This is a genomic window from Stenotrophomonas sp. SY1 (assembly GCF_021202945.1).
In the GTDB taxonomy this organism is placed as follows: Bacteria; Pseudomonadota; Gammaproteobacteria; order Xanthomonadales; family Xanthomonadaceae; genus Stenotrophomonas.
Map to the genome: position 1 here is coordinate 260,690 of NZ_JAJOYR010000001.1, position 19,574 is coordinate 280,263.

At 64.8% G+C, this 19,574-nt stretch carries 20 protein-coding genes; 13 read left to right on the forward strand and 7 right to left on the reverse strand.

The annotated features are described in order from the left end of the window. Positions 1 to 75: 75 nt before the first annotated feature. Both LR961_RS00915 and LR961_RS00920 read right to left on the reverse strand, forming a co-directional pair. On the reverse strand, positions 76 to 957 hold the full coding sequence (locus LR961_RS00915; protein ID WP_232146551.1) for a phosphatase PAP2 family protein: 882 nt from the start codon (positions 955 to 957) through the stop codon (positions 76 to 78). A 91-nt stretch (positions 958 to 1,048) separates the two neighbouring features. Beyond that, on the reverse strand, positions 1,049 to 2,743 hold the full coding sequence (locus tag LR961_RS00920) for a sensor histidine kinase (RefSeq protein WP_232146552.1): 1,695 nt from the start codon (positions 2,741 to 2,743) through the stop codon (positions 1,049 to 1,051). A gap of 232 nt (positions 2,744 to 2,975) precedes the next feature. Here LR961_RS00920 and LR961_RS00925 point away from each other — a divergent pair, with 232 nt between their 5' ends. From LR961_RS00925 to LR961_RS00935, 3 genes are all read left to right on the forward strand, one after another. Beyond that, complete coding sequence (locus LR961_RS00925) at positions 2,976 to 3,947, forward strand: AraC family transcriptional regulator (protein WP_269670523.1); 972 nt, start codon at positions 2,976 to 2,978, stop codon at positions 3,945 to 3,947. Positions 3,948 to 4,159: 212 nt separating this feature from the next. After that, the gene (locus tag LR961_RS00930; protein WP_232146553.1) at positions 4,160 to 4,810 is read left to right on the forward strand and encodes a response regulator transcription factor; all 651 of its coding nucleotides are present in this window, start codon (positions 4,160 to 4,162) and stop codon (positions 4,808 to 4,810) included. Between the two features lie 123 nt (positions 4,811 to 4,933). Continuing rightward, entirely contained in the window at positions 4,934 to 5,341 is a 408-nt protein-coding gene (locus LR961_RS00935; RefSeq protein WP_232146554.1) for a response regulator transcription factor, read from the forward strand. 27 nt (positions 5,342 to 5,368) lie between these two features. On the opposite strand, the gene LR961_RS00940 is transcribed toward LR961_RS00935, so the two are convergent. Then, positions 5,369 to 6,535, reverse strand: a complete 1,167-nt coding sequence (locus LR961_RS00940) for a hypothetical protein (protein WP_232146555.1) — start codon at positions 6,533 to 6,535, stop codon at positions 5,369 to 5,371. A 262-nt stretch (positions 6,536 to 6,797) separates the two neighbouring features. Here LR961_RS00940 and LR961_RS00945 point away from each other — a divergent pair, with 262 nt between their 5' ends. The 10 genes from LR961_RS00945 to LR961_RS00990 all read left to right on the forward strand — a co-directional run bounded on the left by LR961_RS00945 (position 6,798) and on the right by LR961_RS00990 (position 17,375). Beyond that, positions 6,798 to 7,169 carry a hypothetical protein gene (locus LR961_RS00945; RefSeq protein ID WP_232146556.1) on the forward strand — a complete coding sequence of 124 codons (372 nt, stop codon included), beginning with the start codon at positions 6,798 to 6,800 and terminating at the stop codon, positions 7,167 to 7,169. Then, positions 7,166 to 7,678, forward strand: coding sequence for a DUF202 domain-containing protein (locus tag LR961_RS00950; protein WP_232146557.1), 513 nt, complete (start codon positions 7,166 to 7,168; stop codon positions 7,676 to 7,678). Before LR961_RS00945 ends, LR961_RS00950 begins: the two co-directional genes overlap by 4 nt. A gap of 80 nt (positions 7,679 to 7,758) precedes the next feature. Beyond that, on the forward strand, positions 7,759 to 9,357 hold the full coding sequence (locus LR961_RS00955; protein WP_232146558.1) for an arylsulfatase: 1,599 nt from the start codon (positions 7,759 to 7,761) through the stop codon (positions 9,355 to 9,357). A 108-nt stretch (positions 9,358 to 9,465) separates the two neighbouring features. Then, positions 9,466 to 10,392, forward strand: a complete 927-nt coding sequence (locus LR961_RS00960; RefSeq protein WP_232146559.1) for a formylglycine-generating enzyme family protein — start codon at positions 9,466 to 9,468, stop codon at positions 10,390 to 10,392. Between the two features lie 173 nt (positions 10,393 to 10,565). Beyond that, positions 10,566 to 11,555: a transporter gene (locus tag LR961_RS00965; protein ID WP_232146560.1), complete on the forward strand. Its 990-nt coding sequence runs from the start codon at positions 10,566 to 10,568 to the stop codon at positions 11,553 to 11,555. Positions 11,556 to 11,617: 62 nt separating this feature from the next. Then, positions 11,618 to 12,436: a DUF2092 domain-containing protein gene (locus LR961_RS00970; protein WP_232146561.1), complete on the forward strand. Its 819-nt coding sequence runs from the start codon at positions 11,618 to 11,620 to the stop codon at positions 12,434 to 12,436. A 1-nt stretch (position 12,437) separates the two neighbouring features. Beyond that, positions 12,438 to 12,992, forward strand: a complete 555-nt coding sequence (locus tag LR961_RS00975) for a hypothetical protein (protein WP_232146562.1) — start codon at positions 12,438 to 12,440, stop codon at positions 12,990 to 12,992. Between the two features lie 160 nt (positions 12,993 to 13,152). Continuing rightward, entirely contained in the window at positions 13,153 to 13,701 is a 549-nt protein-coding gene (locus LR961_RS00980; protein ID WP_232146563.1) for a DUF4136 domain-containing protein, read from the forward strand. A 180-nt stretch (positions 13,702 to 13,881) separates the two neighbouring features. Next, complete coding sequence (locus tag LR961_RS00985) at positions 13,882 to 15,087, forward strand: BamA/TamA family outer membrane protein (protein WP_232146564.1); 1,206 nt, start codon at positions 13,882 to 13,884, stop codon at positions 15,085 to 15,087. A gap of 44 nt (positions 15,088 to 15,131) precedes the next feature. Then, the gene (locus tag LR961_RS00990; RefSeq protein WP_232146565.1) at positions 15,132 to 17,375 is read left to right on the forward strand and encodes a patatin-like phospholipase family protein; all 2,244 of its coding nucleotides are present in this window, start codon (positions 15,132 to 15,134) and stop codon (positions 17,373 to 17,375) included. A gap of 15 nt (positions 17,376 to 17,390) precedes the next feature. Here the strand turns inward: LR961_RS00990 and LR961_RS00995 are convergent, their stop codons facing one another. The 4 genes from LR961_RS00995 to LR961_RS01010 form a co-directional block, all read right to left on the reverse strand. Further along, complete coding sequence (locus LR961_RS00995) at positions 17,391 to 17,567, reverse strand: hypothetical protein (RefSeq protein ID WP_232146566.1); 177 nt, start codon at positions 17,565 to 17,567, stop codon at positions 17,391 to 17,393. Positions 17,568 to 17,628: 61 nt separating this feature from the next. Beyond that, a complete protein-coding gene (locus LR961_RS01000) occupies positions 17,629 to 18,228 on the reverse strand; it encodes a YSC84-related protein (RefSeq protein WP_232146567.1) in 600 nt (199 codons plus the stop codon). Positions 18,229 to 18,307: 79 nt separating this feature from the next. Further along, complete coding sequence (locus tag LR961_RS01005; RefSeq protein WP_232146568.1) at positions 18,308 to 19,135, reverse strand: hypothetical protein; 828 nt, start codon at positions 19,133 to 19,135, stop codon at positions 18,308 to 18,310. A 37-nt stretch (positions 19,136 to 19,172) separates the two neighbouring features. Continuing rightward, on the reverse strand, positions 19,173 to 19,322 hold the full coding sequence (locus tag LR961_RS01010; protein WP_232146569.1) for a hypothetical protein: 150 nt from the start codon (positions 19,320 to 19,322) through the stop codon (positions 19,173 to 19,175). Positions 19,323 to 19,574: the final 252 nt, after the last annotated feature.

Sequence of the window (19,574 nt, forward strand, 5' to 3'; positions counted from 1 at the left end):
GCCTGTTCAGCAGCAAGGCTTGGCCGACACCTGCCCATGGCCTGGGCGCCGGTTCTCAGCCTGGCGTCTGCAGGCTCATTGCACGCCCGGGATCGGGATCGCCAACGCCTCTTTCTCGGCATCGCAGCCGTTCGCTTCGGCACCGCTGCCGCGCAGGATGTCGATCTCGGTGCGGGCCAGGGCCATGTCCCGGTTGAAGTCGGCGTTGGCATGCAGCTTGGCCAATGCGCCGGCGGCGACCGCACGGCCTTCGAGTACGTCGCTCTGCCAGTGCGCGTTGCAGATCAGCCGGTTCTCACCGAAGGCGCGACCGCGCGCGAGCAGTGCGTCGGCCTGGCCGGGGCTCAGTTCGGTCAGCAGCAGGGCCCAGGTCCAGCCGATGGCGGTATGCCCGGACGGGTAGGAGCCGTCGCCACGGAGTTCGGCTTCATCGGCCGGTGCGCAGGTGCGCTCCTTATAGAAGACGAACGGGCGGGTGCGCTTGTAGTGGTTCTTGGCGCCGTAGGTGGCCAGCCCGGCATCGACCAGCGTGCGTTGCAGCAGCAGGTAAAGGTGTGGCGACTGCTGCTGGCTGATCGGCACGCCCAGTGCGCAGGAGAACGTGTTGGCGACATGCGGGAAGTGCAGGTCCGCATCGGCGCTGGCCAGGGCATAGCGCAGCGTCGAACGCAGCCGCTGTGCGGCGCGGTGGACCGCCTGGTCCTGGGCGAACCCTGCAGAGCCCCTGGCCGGCGGTGGTGGCAGCAGGGCCAGGCTGTCGGGCAGGTCATGACCAAGGTAGCCGGCGGGGACGCCCGGCCGCAGCTCGGGTACCGGCGCGGGTGTGGTGGGCACCTTTGCCGGAGCGGGCGCATCGGCAGTCAACGGGGCGGTGCTGCAACCACCGGTCAGCACTGCAGCGAGCAACAGAGCCAGGCCGCTGCACGTGCAGGCGGAGGGTAATTGCGTCCGTTTCATCTTCGTATCCGGCGACATGGGCGGTCGGGTCACTGTGTCGTTGGGCCGACAGGCGCACAACCGCCTTTCTACGCGGGGGCCGTCAGTATGTTTACTGGGGACAGGGCGCTGTTACGGCCAGCGCGTCCTGCGCCGGCGCGGCGACCGGAAAGCGCACCTCGATGCGGGTGCCGCCCAGCGGGCTGCGTTCGACCAGCAGCACGCCGCCGAGCAGCCGGGCGCGTTCCTCCATGCTGATCATGCCCAGGCCTGGCGATACCGGCAGGCGCGTAGGCGTGGGCATGCCAATGCCATCGTCGTCGATGCGCAGCACCATGTGCTGCCCGCGTATGGCCACCAGCACCTGCGCCACACGGGCGCGGGCGTGCTTGTCGATGTTGTTGATGGCTTCCTGCACGATCCGGAACAGGCTCAGCTCCTGGTCGTCACTGAGCCGGGGGGTATCTTCGATGGTGCAGCGCAGATTGAGCGTGCCGCGCGCGCTGCGTTTGCTGCAGAACGCATCCAGCGCGCTGGCAAGGCCGGTGAAGCGCAGGATGCTGGGGTGCAGTTCGTGCGAGATCGAGCGGATGTCGTTGGAGACCGAGAGCAGCTGATCCTGCAGTTCAACCACACTGGGACGGTCGGCCGCGGGAATCTGGTTGCGCAGCACGCTGAGTCGGATCGAGATCGCCGCCAGCGACTGGTTGACGTCGTCATGCAGGTCGCGTGCGATACGCGTGCGTTCCTCTTCCTGCACGACAAGCATCCGTCCGGTCAGCTCGCCAAGACGCCGATACGCCTGTTGCAGCTTGAGGTGGCCGGACAGCTTCTGCTCGGCCAAGGCGCCAAGGAAAAGCAGCGCGGCGCCGGCGCCCAGAATCCAGATCTGTGCGGTGACCAGGTTGTGCTCGGCGTCGGAGAACGCAAACGGCCCCAGTCCGCGCACGCTCAACTGCATGCCGAGCACGGCCACGATCAACATGCTGATACTCGCGCCGGTCACACCGAACACGATCAAGGCCAACACCAGCAATGGAATCGGTGCGAGCGCGAGCAGCGGGATGGCCACGCCGTCGTTCCAGTGCATGCCCCAGACCACGCCTAGCACACACAGCAGCAAAGACGCCAGGCCGACACTGCGCCAACTCCAGCCGTGTCGCCGTTCGGGGGAACGCACGATGCGCGCAAGGTTGACGATGGTCGGCACGACAAGCAGGTAACTGACGCAGTTGCCCAAGGCCAGCATGCTGACCGTGCCGGGCATTGGCCCTTTTGCATTGCCGTCGAAGAACAGCGTTTGCCACCATGCGCTGCACAGCGGCAGTGCCATGCAACCCAGCAGCAGGAACAGCGTGATCTCGCGATAGCCCTCCAGCGGTGCGCGTGAACCGCGCCAGCGCAGCAGAATCCATGCAACCGCCACGACCAGTGCGAACTCGCCGAGGCTGGCGATCACCCAGTGCACCGCCACCGAAGGAAACAAGGCGAACGCCAGGAGCGTGCCGGTGCAGGCGGCCAGCACGCACAGGTGCCATGCCGGACGCGGTGCAAACAGCAGCCATCCCAGCAGCAGCGGACCGGGAATCCACAGCGCGTGCAGGCGGAAGCCAAGCGTCTGCGCGATGCCCGGCAGCAGGTGGCCAAGCAGGCAGCCAAGCAGAAGCGGCAGCCCATATGTGAGCGTGCTGTGCAGGTTCAGTGAGTGTGGTGTGTATTTTCGCGTTGAGGTTGCAGCTGTCCCTGCGCCGTCGGCGTTCGCATGTACTGAACCGATGTGCTTGACGTTGGCGACCACGTTGAACATGGACCTCGAAACGGCGTGCGTGGAAGAGCTTCGGATCGACGGGGGTTCATCACGGCATCCCTGTCAAAGGCGTGCCGTTTTAACGATGTGTCGACGTGATGCGGTTCACGCTTGGCAGGCAGTACAGCTGCGTTGTGCATCCAGCAGTGCTGTATCCACCCGGCAATCACACCGATCAAAGCATCTTGCCGGATTGGGCGCTATCCAGTTTCCGACGTGCCCGGGAGGCCGCATGGACGAACCGATGGCCCACTACAGCCGCTTCGTGGTTGACGGCTTTGATGCCGATGCGCTGTTGGGCGTTGTACGTGACACCCGATTCGAGCAACGGTTGCTTGCGGCCGGGCATTTCCGCGCCTGTCTGCAGCGCCTGGTGTTTCCGGAATTCAGCCTGGACAGCGGTACTTACACGCTGCCGATCTTTGCCAGTGGCAGCTTCAGCGAAGGCATGATCGCATTGGCGCTGGCGGTCTCCTGCACACGGCCGATGTGGGCCAATGGCCGCTGGATCGGTGCCGGCGAGGTGATGGTGTTCGCCGAAGACAGCGAGTTGAATGTGCGCCCATGGCCGGGCGGCTGGCAGTGGGCGGTGCTGCTGATTCCGCGCGAGGTGCTGCAGAAGGCGGCGGTGCGCAGGATCGGGCGTGAGCTGCGCTTGCCCCAACGTGGCTGGTATAGCCGGCCCTCGGCGCCGGGCATCGCGCACTCCCTGCGTTATGGCGTGACCAAGGTGCTGGACGATGCAGCCACGCGGCAGGGGCTGGTGACGTCTGAACAGGTGGCCGCACAGGCTGAACTGCTGTTGGCCGTGTTTGTCGATGCGGTGAGCGCCAGCGATGCGGGTCCGGGGCGACGCGAACGGGGCGTCTGGCTGGAACGCCATCGCGATGCATTGGTGCGGCGCGCCGAGGAGTTCCTCAAGGCAAACCTGGATCGGCCATTCGACAGCCTGTCGCTGTCGCTGGCGCTGGGTGTGGGCGAACGGCAGCTGGAACGGCTGTTCCGTGACGTCTACGGTCATGGCCCCTGCCACTGGCAGCAGATGGCGCGCCTGAATCACGCGCGCAGTGCCCTCCTGCATGCCGAAGGGCGAGCGAATGTGACCGAGATCGCAACCCGCTATGGGTTCAATCACCTTGGGCGGTTCTCGGTGATGTACCGCAATGTCTTCGGTGAATGCCCACGCGACACGCTGCGTTCCTGAATTGCCGGCGCAGGCATGCCAGCACCGAATCGTCGGTAAAGCCCTGCCATGCAGACCTGACGCATCACAGCCGCATCACGCCGGTGCTCGCATGTTCTGCGCTCTGTCGGGTGAATGTGGTACGCGTTCTTACGGTGTGCAGGCCGTAGCGCGGCGACAAGGCAGCCCGCCAGTTCAATCAGGGGATGATTGATGCCAACGGAGGCAGCGCAATGAGCGTTTCGTGTATGCAGTCAACAGCTACGCCGTTTCGCAGGGTCCTGGTAGCCGACGACCACATGCTGGTGGCGCAGGGCATCGAGCGATTGCTGACTGATTGCTTCGAATCCATTGAGTTGGTCGCCTCGGGTGAGGAACTGGTCGAGGCGCTGCGGCGCGATCCGGCGGATGTGGTCGTGGCAGACATCAGCATGCCCGGCATCAGCGGCATCGATGCGATGCGGGTCATGCGCAACGAAGGCTGCCCTACGCCCTTCGTGTTCCTGACCATGCACAACGAATCGAACATGGCCGTCGAAGCGCTGCGTGCCGGCGCGCGAGGCTATGTGCTCAAGAGTGCGGCCGGCGAGGAGCTGGTGCGTGCGCTCAACGGCGTGATGGACGGACAGACCTATGTATCGCCAACGCTGGCGGCCAACGCCATCGCAAGCTCGGGCAGGAGCCGGTACACGCTGACCGAAAAACAGCTGTGCATTCTTGAATACGTTGCCCGCGGCCTGCGTTCCAAGCAGATTGCCTACGAGCTGGGGGTCTCGGTGCGGACGGTGGAGTCGCACAAGTACGCGATCATGCAGGCCCTGGGCGTCCACGGAACGCTGGAGCTGGTGCGCAGGGCCGAGCAGGAAGGCCTGATCCGCCACTGATGCCCCCCGTCGGCTACGGGATCAAGGCAAGTAAATTTACTTGCCCTTCCACGGTTGTTTTTCCCTTGTCACACAGCGGGCGGGCGCGACACCATCAACGCATGCGTCGAACTGGCGGGTGCCATGAATGTCGTCCGTGTTCTGTTGGCCGAAGATGGAAATGCGATGGCATGGCAGTTGCGTGATCTGCTGTGCCAGAAATTCGAGGTGATTGGCCTGGTCCAGGACGGCATGTCGCTGGTGCAGGCGGCACGGCGCATGCGTCCGGATGTGGTGGTCACTGACATCGCGATGCCGCAGATGAATGGGCTGGACGCGGCGCGAAGCCTGCGCCAGCAGCGGCCGGGGCTGGGCGTGGTGTTCATCACCGTGCATGCCGAGCCGCAGATGGTGAGCCGCGCGATGGCGTTGGGCACCTGCAGCTACGTGCTCAAATCCGATGCGGGCGACGACCTGTTGCAGGCGGTCAGCGCGGCGATGGGCGGGGTGTCGTTCGTATCCCGTTCGCTGTGTGGTTCGGGCCGGAACTGAACAGCCTGGCGTTCATTGGACCGCGGCTCAGACCAGCACGCCGAGCAGCTTTTTGACCAGATCGTCCACCGACATCGCAAACAGCACCAGCGGGAACAGCGGCACCACCGCGTGCAGGGCGATCCACAGCAGGTTCCAGCGATTCAGTGGCACCACCGACATCGATACCAGGTTCTGGTAGACGCCGCCGAAGTCGGCCAACGCCGAAGCGTCGCCATGGTCGAGCAGGGACTCTGCTTCGCCCGGCTTTTCCGCCACCGGCTGCCAGCGTTGATCGAACAGCGCTGTGGCGTGGTTGCCCAATGCATCGAAACGGTACAGCGCGTGGCGCTTGGTTCGCATCATGGTCGGCATCAGCAGCAGCAACGGTGCGATCAGGAAGAGGGTGGCGCCGATGACGTAGCCGGCCAGCAGGTGGCGCATGTCGTACAGACTCTCGCCCAGATACTCGATGTGGTTGATGCAGAAGCCGGAGAGCAGGATGCCGCCGGTCAGCGCCAACACCGCAAAGCGCTCCTGTGCCAGGCCGATGAAGGCAAGGCCGCCGGCACCGTCGGGGTGTTCGGCATACAGGCTCAGGCCGGCACGCGGCAGCCGGTACAGCAGGCAGGTCCACAGCACGAAACGCCACAGCCACAACAAGCCCACCAGCCGGAACAGGGGCACCGCCACCCATTCGTACCAGCGCCCGGCCGGTGTCAGCGCCCCGTCATGCAGGCGCCAGTCGACCACGCCAGGCAACAGGCTGACTGCGGTGCTGGTCATCAGCAGCGGCGCGAAGGCGATCAGCACGCACACGGCCTCCGGCAGCCAGCTGTCGCGCCAACCACGCACGCGCTGCAGCAGTGCATCCAGGCGTGCCTGTCGCCTGGGATGCACCAGGCCGGCATGTGTCAACTGGCGAAATGCATTGCGCAGCAGGGCGTCCGAACGTGGTGCGGCGATCACCAGCAGCGGCAGTGCCAGCAGCAGCCTGCTCAACGTCGCGTAGTCACCGAGCAGCGTCATCATGGGCGGCTGCTGCCACAACGTGCCGGCCCTGGCGGTCAGCACCAGCAGCGGGATCACGCAGACCGCGACGATGGCCGCCGCCAGCCATGCTGCCAGGTGAACCCTTCCGCTCAACATGCCTGCGGCGTGCATGGCGCGATGCACCAGCCCGCCACGCATCAATGAGTACATGTCCCGGTTCATGGCGATCCATGGCGCAAGTGGTGGAAGAGGACGCGGCGCACGTCGCCAGGCAACGCGGCCGAATCGAGCATAGCGCGCCGGTGCGACACGGCTGACGCAGTAAAAATACTGGGCGCGATGCAGTACTAATCTCGATTGTTCGGGCCGCACCCCACGGTCAAGCTGGGGCTCTGTCGCAAAGGCCCACGCAATGATTTCTGTGTCTGTGATCGACTTTGCAAGCCGGTTCTGGATGGACATGATGGAACGAACGGATGGTCCGATGACCTTTCGCTTCTTCCTGCAGCCGACGATGGCATTGATCACGGCGTTGATCGACGGAATCAAGGATGCAAAGGCCGGCAAGTCGCCCTACGCCTGGCTGCTGTCCCATGGCTCCCTCGACGAGCGCAAGGTGGTATGGCGCGAAGGCGTCACCGCCACCACCCGCATCCTGCTGCTGGGTGTGGGCATGGATGTGATCTACCAGTTCCGCGTGTTCGGTGGCTTCGAGTACCCGCTGGAGACGCTGGTGATCGCCATCGTGCTGGGCTTCGTTCCCTACCTGCTGCTGCGCGGTCCTATCAACCGCATCGCCAGCCATTGGCTGCGCCGCGACGCTGACTCGTCCAACCCAAAGAACCCCAAGCCATGAGCGAACAGGATCCCGCCAAGCGTTTGTCCGAGCGTGCACTCAAGATCAAGCAGGCGCGCGATCTGCTGGGTGGCACCGATGAGGCATCGATCGAGCTGTCCTCGCGCCGCACCGGCATGTCCTTCCAGCGCACCCGCATGAGCGCGGACCGCACCCTGATGTCGATCATCCGCACCGCGCTGTCACTGATCGGCTTCGGCTTCACCATCTATCAGGTGTTCGGCCATCTGCTGCAGACCACGGAGGTGGGGTTGAGCCCGCATGCACCGCGCAACTTCGGCGTGGCACTGGTCGCGCTGGGGCTGGTCATGCTGACCCTGGGCATCGTCTACCACCTGCGTTACATGCGTGGGCTACGCGCCGAGCGTGTGCTGATGATCCAGGAAGGCCTGGTTCATGGCGAGAGCAACTACCCGGTTTCGCTGACGCTGATCACCGCCGGCCTGCTGTGGCTGCTCGGCCTGATGGCGATCGTCAGCATGACCTTCAATGTGGCGCCGTTTGCCTGACGCTCCGAACCACTTCGCAGTCCCGCAATCCCGTACGCCGGCGCAATGCCGGATCACCACACGTTCCATTGGAGAGTGTCATGGCACCAGCGAAAGCCGCCCCGGCCAAGAAAGCCGCCGCCCCGGCGAAGAAGTCCGCCAGTGGCAAGCGCCCGAACATCCTGGTGATCTGGGGTGACGATGTCGGCATCAGCAACCTGAGCTGCTACAGCCGCGGCCTGATGGGATACCAGACGCCCAATATCGACCGGCTCGCCAACGAGGGAATGCTGTTCACCGATTCCTACGGTGAGCAGTCATGCACTGCCGGACGCTCATCCTTCATCACCGGGCAGAGCGTGTACCGCACCGGCCTGTCGAAGGTCGGCTTCCCGGGCGCACCGGTGGGCATGAGCGACAAGCTGGTGACCACTGCGGCCCTGCTCAAGAACCAGGGCTATGCGACCGGCCAGTTCGGCAAGAACCACCTCGGCGACCTCAACCAGATGCTGCCGACCAACCATGGCTTCGATGAGTTCTTCGGCAACCTCTATCACCTCAATGCCGAGGAAGAGCCGGAGATGTACGACTACTTCCCGGAGAAGGATTTCCCCAATTTCAGGAAGAACCGTGGCCCGCGCGGCGTGATCCACAGCTGGGCGACCGACAAGGACGACCCGACCAAGCATGAGCGCTGGGGCAAGGTCGGCAAGCAGAAGATCGAGGATACGGGCCCGTTGACCGTCAAGCGCATGGAAACCTGCGACGACGAATTCGTCGCCGCCGCCAAGGATTTCATCCAGCGCCAGCATGACGATGACAAGCCGTTCTTCGTCTGGCTCAACACCACCCACATGCACATGTTCACCCACACCAAGAAGAAGAGCCTGGGCCAGGCCGGGCGCTGGCAGTCGCCTTATCACGACACCATGATCGACCACGACAAGAACGTGGGCGAGATGCTCGATTTCCTCGACGAGCTGGGCATCGCCGAAGACACCTTCGTGATGTATTCCACCGACAACGGGCCGCACCGCAACTCCTGGCCGGATGCGGCAACCACGCCGTTCCGCAGCGAGAAGAACACCAACTGGGAGGGCGCGTTCCGCATCCCGTTGCTGGTGCGCTGGCCCGGGCACGTCAAGCCCGGCTCGGTGGCCAACGGCATCGTGCAGCACCACGACTGGTTGCCCACGTTCCTGGCGATGGCCGGTGACCCGGATGTCAGCGCGAAGCTGAAGAAGGGCTACAAGGCGGCCGGGCGTACCTACAGGAACCACATCGATGGCTTTGACCTGACCGGCTACCTGACCGGCAAGGAGAAGGAAAGCCCGCGCAACATGTTCGTCTACTTCAGTGACGACGGCGACGTGCTGGGCATCCGCTACGACAACTGGAAGGTCTCCTTCATGGAGCAGCGCTGCCGGGGCACGATGCAGGTATGGGCCGAGCCGTTCACGCGGCTACGCCTGCCCAAGGTTTACAACCTGCGGACCGATCCGTACGAGTACGCCGACATCACGTCCAACTCGTACTACTCGTGGTTCCTGAAGCATGACTACATCCTGTTCGGTGCCTTTGCGATTGCCGACAGGTTTGCGGCCACCTTCAAGGAGTTCCCGCCCATTCAAACGCCAAACACCTTCACCATCGATGACGCGCTCAAGGCGCTCGGTGATGCTGCCACCGGCAGTCACTGAGACGAGCCCGCGAGCGGGCCGCCAGCCACCACGGATGGCTGGCGGCGTGCTGATCTTTCCGGTGCTGGGTGGCGTTGAAGAGGCAGTCATCGTGATCAAGGAGACGTTGTGAACGTAGTTGCTGACTCAATGATTGATATCGCCGGTGGCGTGTTCCTGATGGGCTCCAACGACCATTACCCGGAGGAGCGTCCGGCGCACAAGGCGCGGGTGGCACCATTCCGGATTGATCGGTACCCGGTGACCAACCGCGAGTTCGCGCTTTTCGTGCGTGAGACCGGGCATGTCACTGCGGCCGAGCAGCCCGCCGATCCACGCGATTATCCGGGTGCCGATCCCGCCCTGCTGCTGCCGTCCTCGGTGGTGTTCGTGCAACCGCCGGGCCCGGTGGACATGAACAACACCCACAACTGGTGGCATTACATCGCAGGCGCCGACTGGCGCCATCCGCGTGGGCCGGGTTCATCGTTGCAGGGCCTGGACGATCACCCGGTGGTACATGTGACCTTTGCCGATGCACTTGCCTATGCGCAGTGGATGGACAAGGACCTGCCCACCGAAGCGGAGTGGGAATTCGCCGCACGCGGTGGCCGCGAGCCCACCGAGTTCGCCTGGGGCGACAGCCTGACCCTGGACGGACGCCACCAGGCCAACACCTGGCAGGGCCAGTTCCCGTGGCAGAGCCTGGACGAGGACGGCCATCGCTGGACCTCGCCGGTGGGCAGCTATGCGCCCAACGACTACGGCCTGTACGACATGATCGGCAACGTGTGGGAGTGGACCAGCGACTGGTACCAGCAGCACGACCAGCTGCAGAGCAAGGCCTGCTGTGCGATCGACAATCCGCGTGGTGGCGAGCGCGAACGCAGTCACGACCCGCGCGATGCAAGCGCGGTCCCGCGTCGGGTGATGAAGGGCGGCTCACACCTGTGTGCGCCCAGCTACTGCCGGCGATACCGGCCGGCGGCGCGCATGGCGCAACCCATTGACACCTCCACCTGCCATGTCGGCTTCCGTTGCGTGGAGCGCGGATGAACCTGCACGGCCAGCTTTCGGTTGCGTGTTGGAGCCTGCGCGATGTCTCCACTCGTGGCGCCGCCCTCCGGCCAGCCGGGAACGGCTGGATGGCCGGGTCCTGGCCGCCTGGCGCCGCCGGATGTCCCGCTACACCGCATCACACCCCTTGATCGATTCCGGAGATGACCGCCATGGCAGCATCAGACCGCATTGGCTCCCCTGCCTGCCGCCAACGGAAGCTGGCGTCGTTGGTACTGGGCATGCTGGGCATCGCACTGGCCGGGCCGGCGATCGCCACCGAAGGTGCGATGGGGCGCTCGATCACCGGCATGCAGATCACCTCCTACGCCGGGGTCATCCCGCCGGATCCGGGCATGCAATGGTCGCTGAGTTACATCCAGTACGACGGCAAGATTGGCACCAGCCGCGCCGCACCGGTTGCCGGGCAGGTCTCCTTCGGCCTGGAAGCCGACGTCAGCCTGGTCGCGGCCACCGGCGTCTATGTGTGGCCGACCAAGGCCGGGCGCTGGAACTTCGCCTCCATGCTCACCGTGCCTTACATCGATGCCGAGGCGACGGCCGACCTGGAAGGGCCATTGGGTGCCCGTCGCCAGGCCAAGGACCATGCATCCAACCTGTTCGACGTGTACTTCGCACCGGTGATCGCCGGCTTCCACATCAATGAGGTGCAGCATTTGTCCTTCGGTGTGTACGTCTACGCTCCTACCGCCGAGTACGACCCGACACAGCTGGCCAATCCCGGCATGAACGTGTGGACCTTCTCGCCGGCCGTTGGCTACACGCACCTGTTCCAGAAGGGCACGCTGGAGTTCAGCGTGCTCGGTGCAACCGACTGGTACACCCGCAACGATGACACCGACTACAAGAACGGCGTCGTCGCCCGCGTGGATGCGCTGGTGGTCAAGCGCACCGCCAGCGGCTGGGGCTTCGGCGCGGCCGGTGGCTGGATCCAGCAGCTGCAGGACGACAAGGGCGACACCGCCGATCGTCTGGACGGATTCAAGGGCCGCTCGTTCGGGCTGGGGCCGGTGCTGACCTACGGCAAGAAGTGGTCCGGCGGCGAGCACCTGGACGTGTCATTGCGGTACGTCAGCGAATTCAGCGTCAAGAACCGCTTCGAAGGTGATCCGGTGAGCCTGACGATCAGCGCCGGTTTCTGAGTCCAGTCCGGTCATGGTTGTGACCGGGCTGTCTGTGTTCCCTGCCATGCGGAGAAACGGTCATGTCCCCTGCATCAAAACCCCTTGCCTGGACGACCGGCCTGTTGCTGGCGACGCTGGTGCCCTGCCTGCACGCGGCGCCGGCCGAGGCCAAACCGGCCGCGCCAGCGCCAACCACGGCCGCTGACAGCGAACGCGACCCCGCCGCACTGGCGGCGCTGGACCGCATGGGCGCCGCGCTGCGTGCCCTCAAGCAGTTCTCGTTGACCTCTGATGCCAGCACCGAAGTGGTGCTTGATGACGGACAGAAGATCGAGCTGGACGGCGTGGTGACCTACAAGGTCAAGGCACCCAACCAGTTGTTCCTGGAGCTGCGCAGCGACCGCCAGCTGCGGCAGCTGTTCTATGACGGCAGCACCCTGTCGGTGTACTCGCCGCGGCTCAAGTACTACGCCCAGGTCGACGGCATGAGTGCCACGCTGGGGGATCTCGTCGAGGATGCGGCAACCCGCTACGGCATCGATCTGCCACTGGCCGACATGTTCCTGTGGGGCACGGACAAGGCTCCCAAGACCGCGATCCGTGGCGCGTTGTACATCGGTGGCGGCACGGTGGACGGAGAGCCGGTTGACCAGTACGCCTTCAAGCAGGAGGGCGTGGACTGGCAGTTGTGGGTATCCACCGCGACCTCGCTGCCGAAGAAGCTGATCATCACCTCGCTGGACGATCCGGCACTGCCGCAGTATCGCGCGCAGCTGCGTTGGGATACGCGCACGCCGGTGGCCGAGACCGCATTCCGGTTCGCACCGCCGGCCGATGCATCGCGGATCAAACTGGTGCCGGTGGTGATGGTGGTTTCCGCAGACCCGCAGGAGAAGTGACATGCGCACCCGTACCCGAGTCGGAAACGGCATTCCCCTGCTGCTGTTGATCGCAGCCACGGCCACGTTGTACCTGGCGCTGCCTGTGGATGCCGCCGCCGTGCAGCGTGGCGGTGGGCAGCACGCCGGTGCCCGTGCAGGCGCGCACGCTGGCGGGGCACGTGCCAGCGCCCACACCAGCGTCAACCGGGCCGCGCAACGGCCGCAGGGCGGCAACGTCAATCGCAATGCCCAGGTGAACCGCAACGCCCAGGTCAACCACAACCGCAACGTCAATCGCAACGTCAACGTCAACCGCGATGTGCATGTGGACGTGGATTACCACGACGACCACTGGAACAGCTGGGACGATCACCCGTTCGCGACAGCCGCCGCGGTGACCGCAGGCGTGGCGGTGACCTCGGCGGTGATTGGTTCGATCGTCAATTCGGTACCGCCCAGCTGCGTCACCACCGTGATCAACGGCATGGCCTACCAGCAGTGCGGCAACGTCTGGTACGAGCCGCGCTATTCGGGCACCACCGTGCAGTACGTGGTGATCAACCCGCCGCGTTGAGCGCGCCTCGGTAATTTTCCCGGTCGCGACTCGGTAGTAATGCGCATTACCTGGAAGCGCCGTGGCTTTATCGTGATCGACACAAGTGCTGCAACCACCCCACATGAGGACGGCTCATCGCGGCACGTCCATAACCATCCTGGAACTGGAGACTCGCGTCATGAAAGCCATTGCCATTGCCGCCGTTCTGGCGACCTCGCTGGTCGCCTGTACCTCCACCCCGACGGTGAAAACCGACTTTGATCCGTCGGCCAACTTCGGGGGCTACAAGACCTACAGCTGGGCGCTCAAACCCCAAGCCGGCTCGCCGCTGGTGCAGCAGCGCATCGTCGACGGCATCAATGCGCGGATGCAGGCCAAGGGCTTGCGCGAGGCGCCCAATGGCGACATCGCACTGGCTGCGCACATCGCCAACAGCCAGAAGCAGACTCTGGATACGTTCTACAGCGGAACCGGCATGGGTGGCTGGGGTTGGCGTGGTGGGTGGGGTGGTGGCATGGCGATGGGAAGCGCCTCCACCACCGTACACACCTACGACGTAGGCACCCTGGTGCTGGACATGTTCGACGCCCGCACCAAGCAGGCAGTGTGGCGTGGGACCGCCAGTGGCACCGTGCCCAGCTCGCCGGACAAGGTCAATGTCGCCGTCGATGCAGGGCTGGACAAGATGTTCGCATCGTTCCCGCCGGGCTCGACCGCGCCGCGCTGAATGCACCGGTAGCACGCTGCAAACGATTCAAACGCGCGGGGCCATGTCGGGAAATCTCCCCCCTCCACCGGCATGGCCCCGCGCACCTTGATCGCCGGGCCGCGTGGTTTCGCCACGGGTCACGATGTGCAAGGCAGCAGCCCCGCTGGCACTCCTTCACTGCGGAACATGAGGTGGTCTGTGTCGATCGGCAACGCTGCAAGGGTGGTAACACTGTTGGTGCTGGCATCGCCCGCGCTGTGCAACGCACAGGAAGCCACCGCGACATCGGCCGCAGCAACACCTGCGACAACGCCAGCGTCGGCGCCGCACACCTCGCTGTTCCGTGATGCCGAGGATGGCCATTTCGACATGTCGCGCTGGTTGCTCGAACATCGAGGGTTCCTGCCGGTGCCGATCGTCATCACCGATCCGGCGGTGGGCAATGGCGGCGGCGTCGCACTGGCGTTCTTCCATCGACAACCGCCAACAGCAACCGGCGATGCCCCGGCAGACGGCAAGCCGAAGATGGCCACGCCCGACATCTACGGTGGCGCGGTGATGCGTACCGAGAACGGCAGCAAGGCATATGGAGTGGGGGCATCGCTGCATTTCGACGATGACCGCTGGCGATACAGGGGCGGTGTCGCCAAGGCTTCCATGAACCTGGGGTTCTACACCCCGGGCACGCTGTTCCCGACGCAGAAGATCGAATACAACACCGACGGCATCATGTCGTTCCAGCAAGGCTTCCGGCAGCTGGGCAAGCGTGACCTGTATCTGGGCCTGGCCTGGATCTACATGGATCTGGACGTCGGTTTCGAGGTGGCCTCGGACCGTGAGCAATTCAAGCCGCATGAACTGTCCAGTCGCACCTCGGGGCTGGGGCTGTCACTGGAATATGATTCGCGCGACAACCCGTTCACACCCTCAAGTGGCTGGCTGGGCATGATCGAAGGCAATTTCTACCTGCCGGGCATCGGCAGCGAGAACAGCTTCCAGAGCTACCGGGGCCATGTTTACGGTTATTGGCCGATTGGCAAGCATTTCATCCTCGGTGGGCGCGCCGATGCGCGCTGGGCCAACGGCGATATTCCGTTCTATCGGCTGCCCTACATCGACCTGCGTGGCATCGGTTCGGCGCGCTACCAGGACACGCGCGCGGCGGTACTGGAGACCGAACTGCGCTGGAACATGACTCGACGCTGGGCACTGATCGGCTTTGTCGGTGCCGGCCGCACCTGGGGCCGGCACAACAGCTTTGGTGATGGTGCCAGCCAGGTTTCCAAGGGTGCCGGCGTGCGTTACCTGATTGCCCGCCAGCTCGGCATGCATGTCGGCCTGGATTATGCCTGGGGGCCGGAGGACGATACGTTCTACATCCAGGCCGGCAGCGCATGGCGATGAAACCTCCCCCGTCAGTATTCCGATCCTGGTGTGCCTGCAGTTGCGTGCTGGCGCTGTTGCTGCTGCCGCCCGGGCTGCAGGCTGCGGAAGGAACGGTCCGGCCCACGGTGCCGAACGTGGATGGCAACAACTGCGGGGTGCGAGCCCCGGGGGACCAGCGCCCGCGTATTGGCCTGGCACTGGGCGGTGGTGGCGCGCGCGGCATCGCGCATGTGCGCATCCTGCGCCAGCTGGAAGCACTCAACATTCCGGTTGACTGCATTGCCGGAACCAGCGCCGGTGCGCTGGTCGGCGCGTTGTACGCGACCGGATCGAGCCCGGAACAGATCGAACAACTGGTCCTGAGCACCGAATGGATGACGATGTTCAGTGACACCCTGCCGCGTCGCGAACGTTCGCTGCGGCGCAAGGCAGACGACTATGTGCAGCTGGCTCCGCTTGGCATCGGACTGGGCGGTGGTGACAAGGCGGTGGCACTGGCCGGTGGTCTGTCCGAAGGCGAAAAACTGATGGGGTTGTTCGAGCGCGCGACGGGCGGCAGCCGGGTCAGCGGCGATTTCGACGACCTGCCCATCCCGTTCCGTGCCATCGCCACCGACATCAATACCGGTGAAGCCGTGGTACTGGCCAAGGGCAGCCTGCCGATGGCGATGCGGGCCAGCATGTCGCTGCCGGGCATCTTCCGCCCGGTGGTGATCGATGGCCACGTATTGCTTGATGGCGGGTTGTCCAACCAGGTGCCGATCGACGTGGTGCGTGGCATGGGCGCCGATCGCGTGATTGCAGTGGACGTGGGTACGCCGCTCAAGCCCTTGGATGGCAATGCCAGCCTGGTGGATGTGGTCAGCCAGCTCAGCGGCTTTCTGACCACGCGCAGTGCGCAGATCCAGCTCGACAGCCTGGGCACGCAGGATCTGCTGATCTCGCCGGACCTGACCGGCAAGGTTGCCACCGGTGATTTCGACAAGGCGCCCGAAGCGTTGCGGATCGGCCAGCTCGCCGCAGACAAGGCCACGCCGGCATTGCGCGCGTTCGCGCAGAACCCGGACGAGTACCGGCAACTGGCCGCCGTACGCGCACAGCGGGCGACACCAACCGCGCCTGCGGCCATCGAGTTCGTCGATGTGGTCAACGACACCGGTTATGCCGATGAGCTGTTGCTCTCCTACCTGCCGGTGAAGCTGGGCCAGCCGCTGGACGTGCCCGCCATGCAGGCCGGCGCCTTGCGCGCGTATGGCATGGGCACGCTGGCCAGCATCACCTATGACGTGCAGGAACGTGACGGCAAGACCGGCGTGGTGATCACCGCGCATGGCAAACCCAATGGACCGGCCTACCTGGAAGCCGGCTTGAGCCTGAGCAACGATCTGGAAGGCAATCACGAAAGCAACCTGCGCGCGGGGCTGCTGTTCGCTCCGCTGTCGCCGTATGGCGCCGAGGCACGGGTCGGCCTGCAGATCGGAAGCGAACCCGCGCTGACTGGCCAGTACTACCACCCGTTCGATCTGCTCGATCGCTATGCGTTCCAGGTGGACGGCGGGTTCCAGACCCGCTCGTTCAATCTGTACAACGATGACGGCGACAAGATTGCGCGGTACCGGGTACGCCGCATCGGTGCGACCTTCGGCCTGGTGCGCAATGTTTCCAACGTACTGACGCTGAGTGCCGGGGTCGAGCGTTACACCGGCAATGCCAAGGTGGAAGTGGGCGATCCCACGATCCCGCGGGTGCATTTCGAGGAAGGCGCGCTGGTCGCGGCGGCCACGCTGGACGACATCGACAGCCTCTACTTCCCGCGTGATGGTTACCTGGTCAATCTGGGTACCTACCAATCACGCACCGGTCTGGGTGCGGACAGCCGCTTCGGACAGATGGACCTGGATGCGGTGGCGGCCAAATCGTTTGGCAAGCATGCGCTGCAGTTCGGGCTGCGCTACCACGTCACGTCTTCGGGTACCGCGCCGGTGCAGAGCCTGTACCGGCTCGGCGGTCGCTGGCGGCTGGCCGGTTTCCAGCACAACCAGCTGACCGGCCAGGACTACGCGCTGGGTTTTACCGGCTACACCTACGAACTGGGCAAGGTGCTGGGCCGCTCGGCACAGGTGGGAGGCACGGTTGAATATGGCAATGCCTGGCAGCGCCGCAGCGACATGTCGCTCAGCGACGGCATCTGGAACGGCAGCCTGTTCCTGGGCTTTGATTCGTGGATCGGCCCGTTGATCTTCGGCGTGGGCTTCCGCGAAGGCGGCCAGAACGTGCTGTTCATCGAACTGGGTCAATCGCTCTGATCGGCAATGGTGCGGCTACCGCACCTGCGCCAGGATCACGCCCAGTGCACCGATCCAGCAGGTAATCACGAACCAGGCCAGCACCGCGTTGGCGGAAATGCCACGGTGGCGTACCAGAAGGCTCACCACCAGCGCGGCCAGCATCGGCACCAGAAACAGGCTGATGATCCAGATCAGGGGATGCTCTTTCATGCGCGGGCTCCTGTGATGACGAGGGACAGGCGAACGGTGGCCGTTGCAGCGTAGCGCGGGCTCAGTTCAACTTCTTGTCCGGGTAGTAGCGGGTGCCCTTGACGGTCAGTTCGGCCGCCAGCCCGGTCCCGGTCATCTGGTACACCCAGACCGCATCGGAGACCTGCGCCGCACCGGCCACACCGGCACCGGCCCCATCGACCTTGGCCGCAAGCGTGGCCTGGCCACCGATCTGGATGCCCTGGGTGATGAAGTCGTTGTAGGCCTCCGGCGTCCTGAATATCCACACCAGATCGAACTGCTTGGCACCAAAGCCCAGGCCGGCCTGGACTTCGACCATGCGCATGAAGGTTTCCTGGCCGCTGCGATTGTCGATCGCCACACCGTGGCCGCTGCCACCGCCGGCGATCAGCACCTTGAGCCCGACGCTGCGGAATACCGCATAGCCGGCGGCGTGTTCGACTGCGTGGCGGGCGTCAGGTTGTTGTGCGTACAGGCGCGAGAGCACCAGGGCCGCTTCCTCGCGTGCCTTGCGCTGCGCTTCATGCTTTTCACTGGCCGCAGCGGGCGTACCGGGGGAGCTCTGGCCGCTGCTGCTGCAGCCGCCGAGCAGGCCGGCAAGCAGTGCAATGGCAACGGCGGGGAGAGTGAGGGACTTCATCTTCGTGCTCCGGTCGCATGCGGGGCCCGGCCAGCTCCAGGACCTCGTCAGTAGCGGCGCGGCGCACGATGCGCCGGCCTTACTCGGGAAAGACCAGTGTGACCATGAGGCGGCCAGTCCAGCGGTTGGCGTACTGCGGACGATCGAGGTTGTAGAAGCCGCCCACGCCGATGCTCACCGGTGTATGCCCAAGCCGCAGCACCTTCGATACGGTGGCGCCCAAGGGCACCGTCCATGCATCGCTGCTGGCGGCCTTCCAGTTGTAGTTGGTTTCGGAAGTGAAGCTCAGTGACCAGCCATCGGGCAGGTTGCGGGTGACGAAGGGCTGGACGCTGGTGCTGCTCACGTCATCGCGATCGCTGTCGCCCCCAATCGACCAGACATGATTGGCCAGCGCGCCGACCGTCCAGGACTTGGTCTTGTGGACAAGAATGAAGGCCGGGCCCAGCGAATACTTGCCTGTGCCAAGGCTGTCATGCGAAGCGGTGTCCAGCAGCGCGGCGGCACCGAACCCGAATTCGGTGCCATGCGCTTCCGACGCGGTCTTGGGGATGTAGTAGCCCTGCACGAAAAGATCGCCGGTGCCGTGCTTGTCTTCCGGAAACTGGTTCCAGCTCAGCGGCAGGATCGGGCGCAGGATGAACTTGCCGTTGTCACCCACGAAGGGGATCACCGGCTGGATCTTCAACTGTTGGTTGTGGAAGTCGCCGCCCGGCCCGACCGAGCCCAGGTAGTTGTACTGAAACGGCACCGAGATCAGCGCCGCGCCAGGGTCGGCGAGCTTGCGCGCGATGTCGTCCGTGGAGGACGTGGTCGCCGTTGTCGTCGCGGCGGTGGACGTGCCCTGCGCGGCGGCGTGGCCTGCACATAGCAGGCATCCCAGCGCCAACAGTTTCAATCCGGTCATGCACCTGCCTCCTGTTGCCGTGTTGATGTGCGGTGCGTCATTGCGGCGAGTCGACCACGATGTACTGCACGGTGGTGCCGACGTAGCGCGGCTGGTACCAGGCGTTGTCGCAATGCTGGTAGCCGATGCCGTTGACGATCACCGTGGTGCAATCCACCGGCAGCGAATACACGATCGAACCGATCATTGCCGAGGTGACCGCAACGCCGGCAGTGAACGCGGCCGCATCCCAGAACGGGTGATCCCAGTACGGCGGCGGAGGCGGCGGCGGGTAGGGATGGGGCCCCGGCCCTGGGCCCGGGCCTGGTGGCGGCGGTCCGGGCGGATGCGGACCCGGCCCTGGGCCTGGACCCGGTGGTGGCGGCCCGGGCGGATGCGGACCCGGACCCGGACCAGGACCAGGACCAGGACCAGGATGTGGTCCTGGATGCGGTCCGGG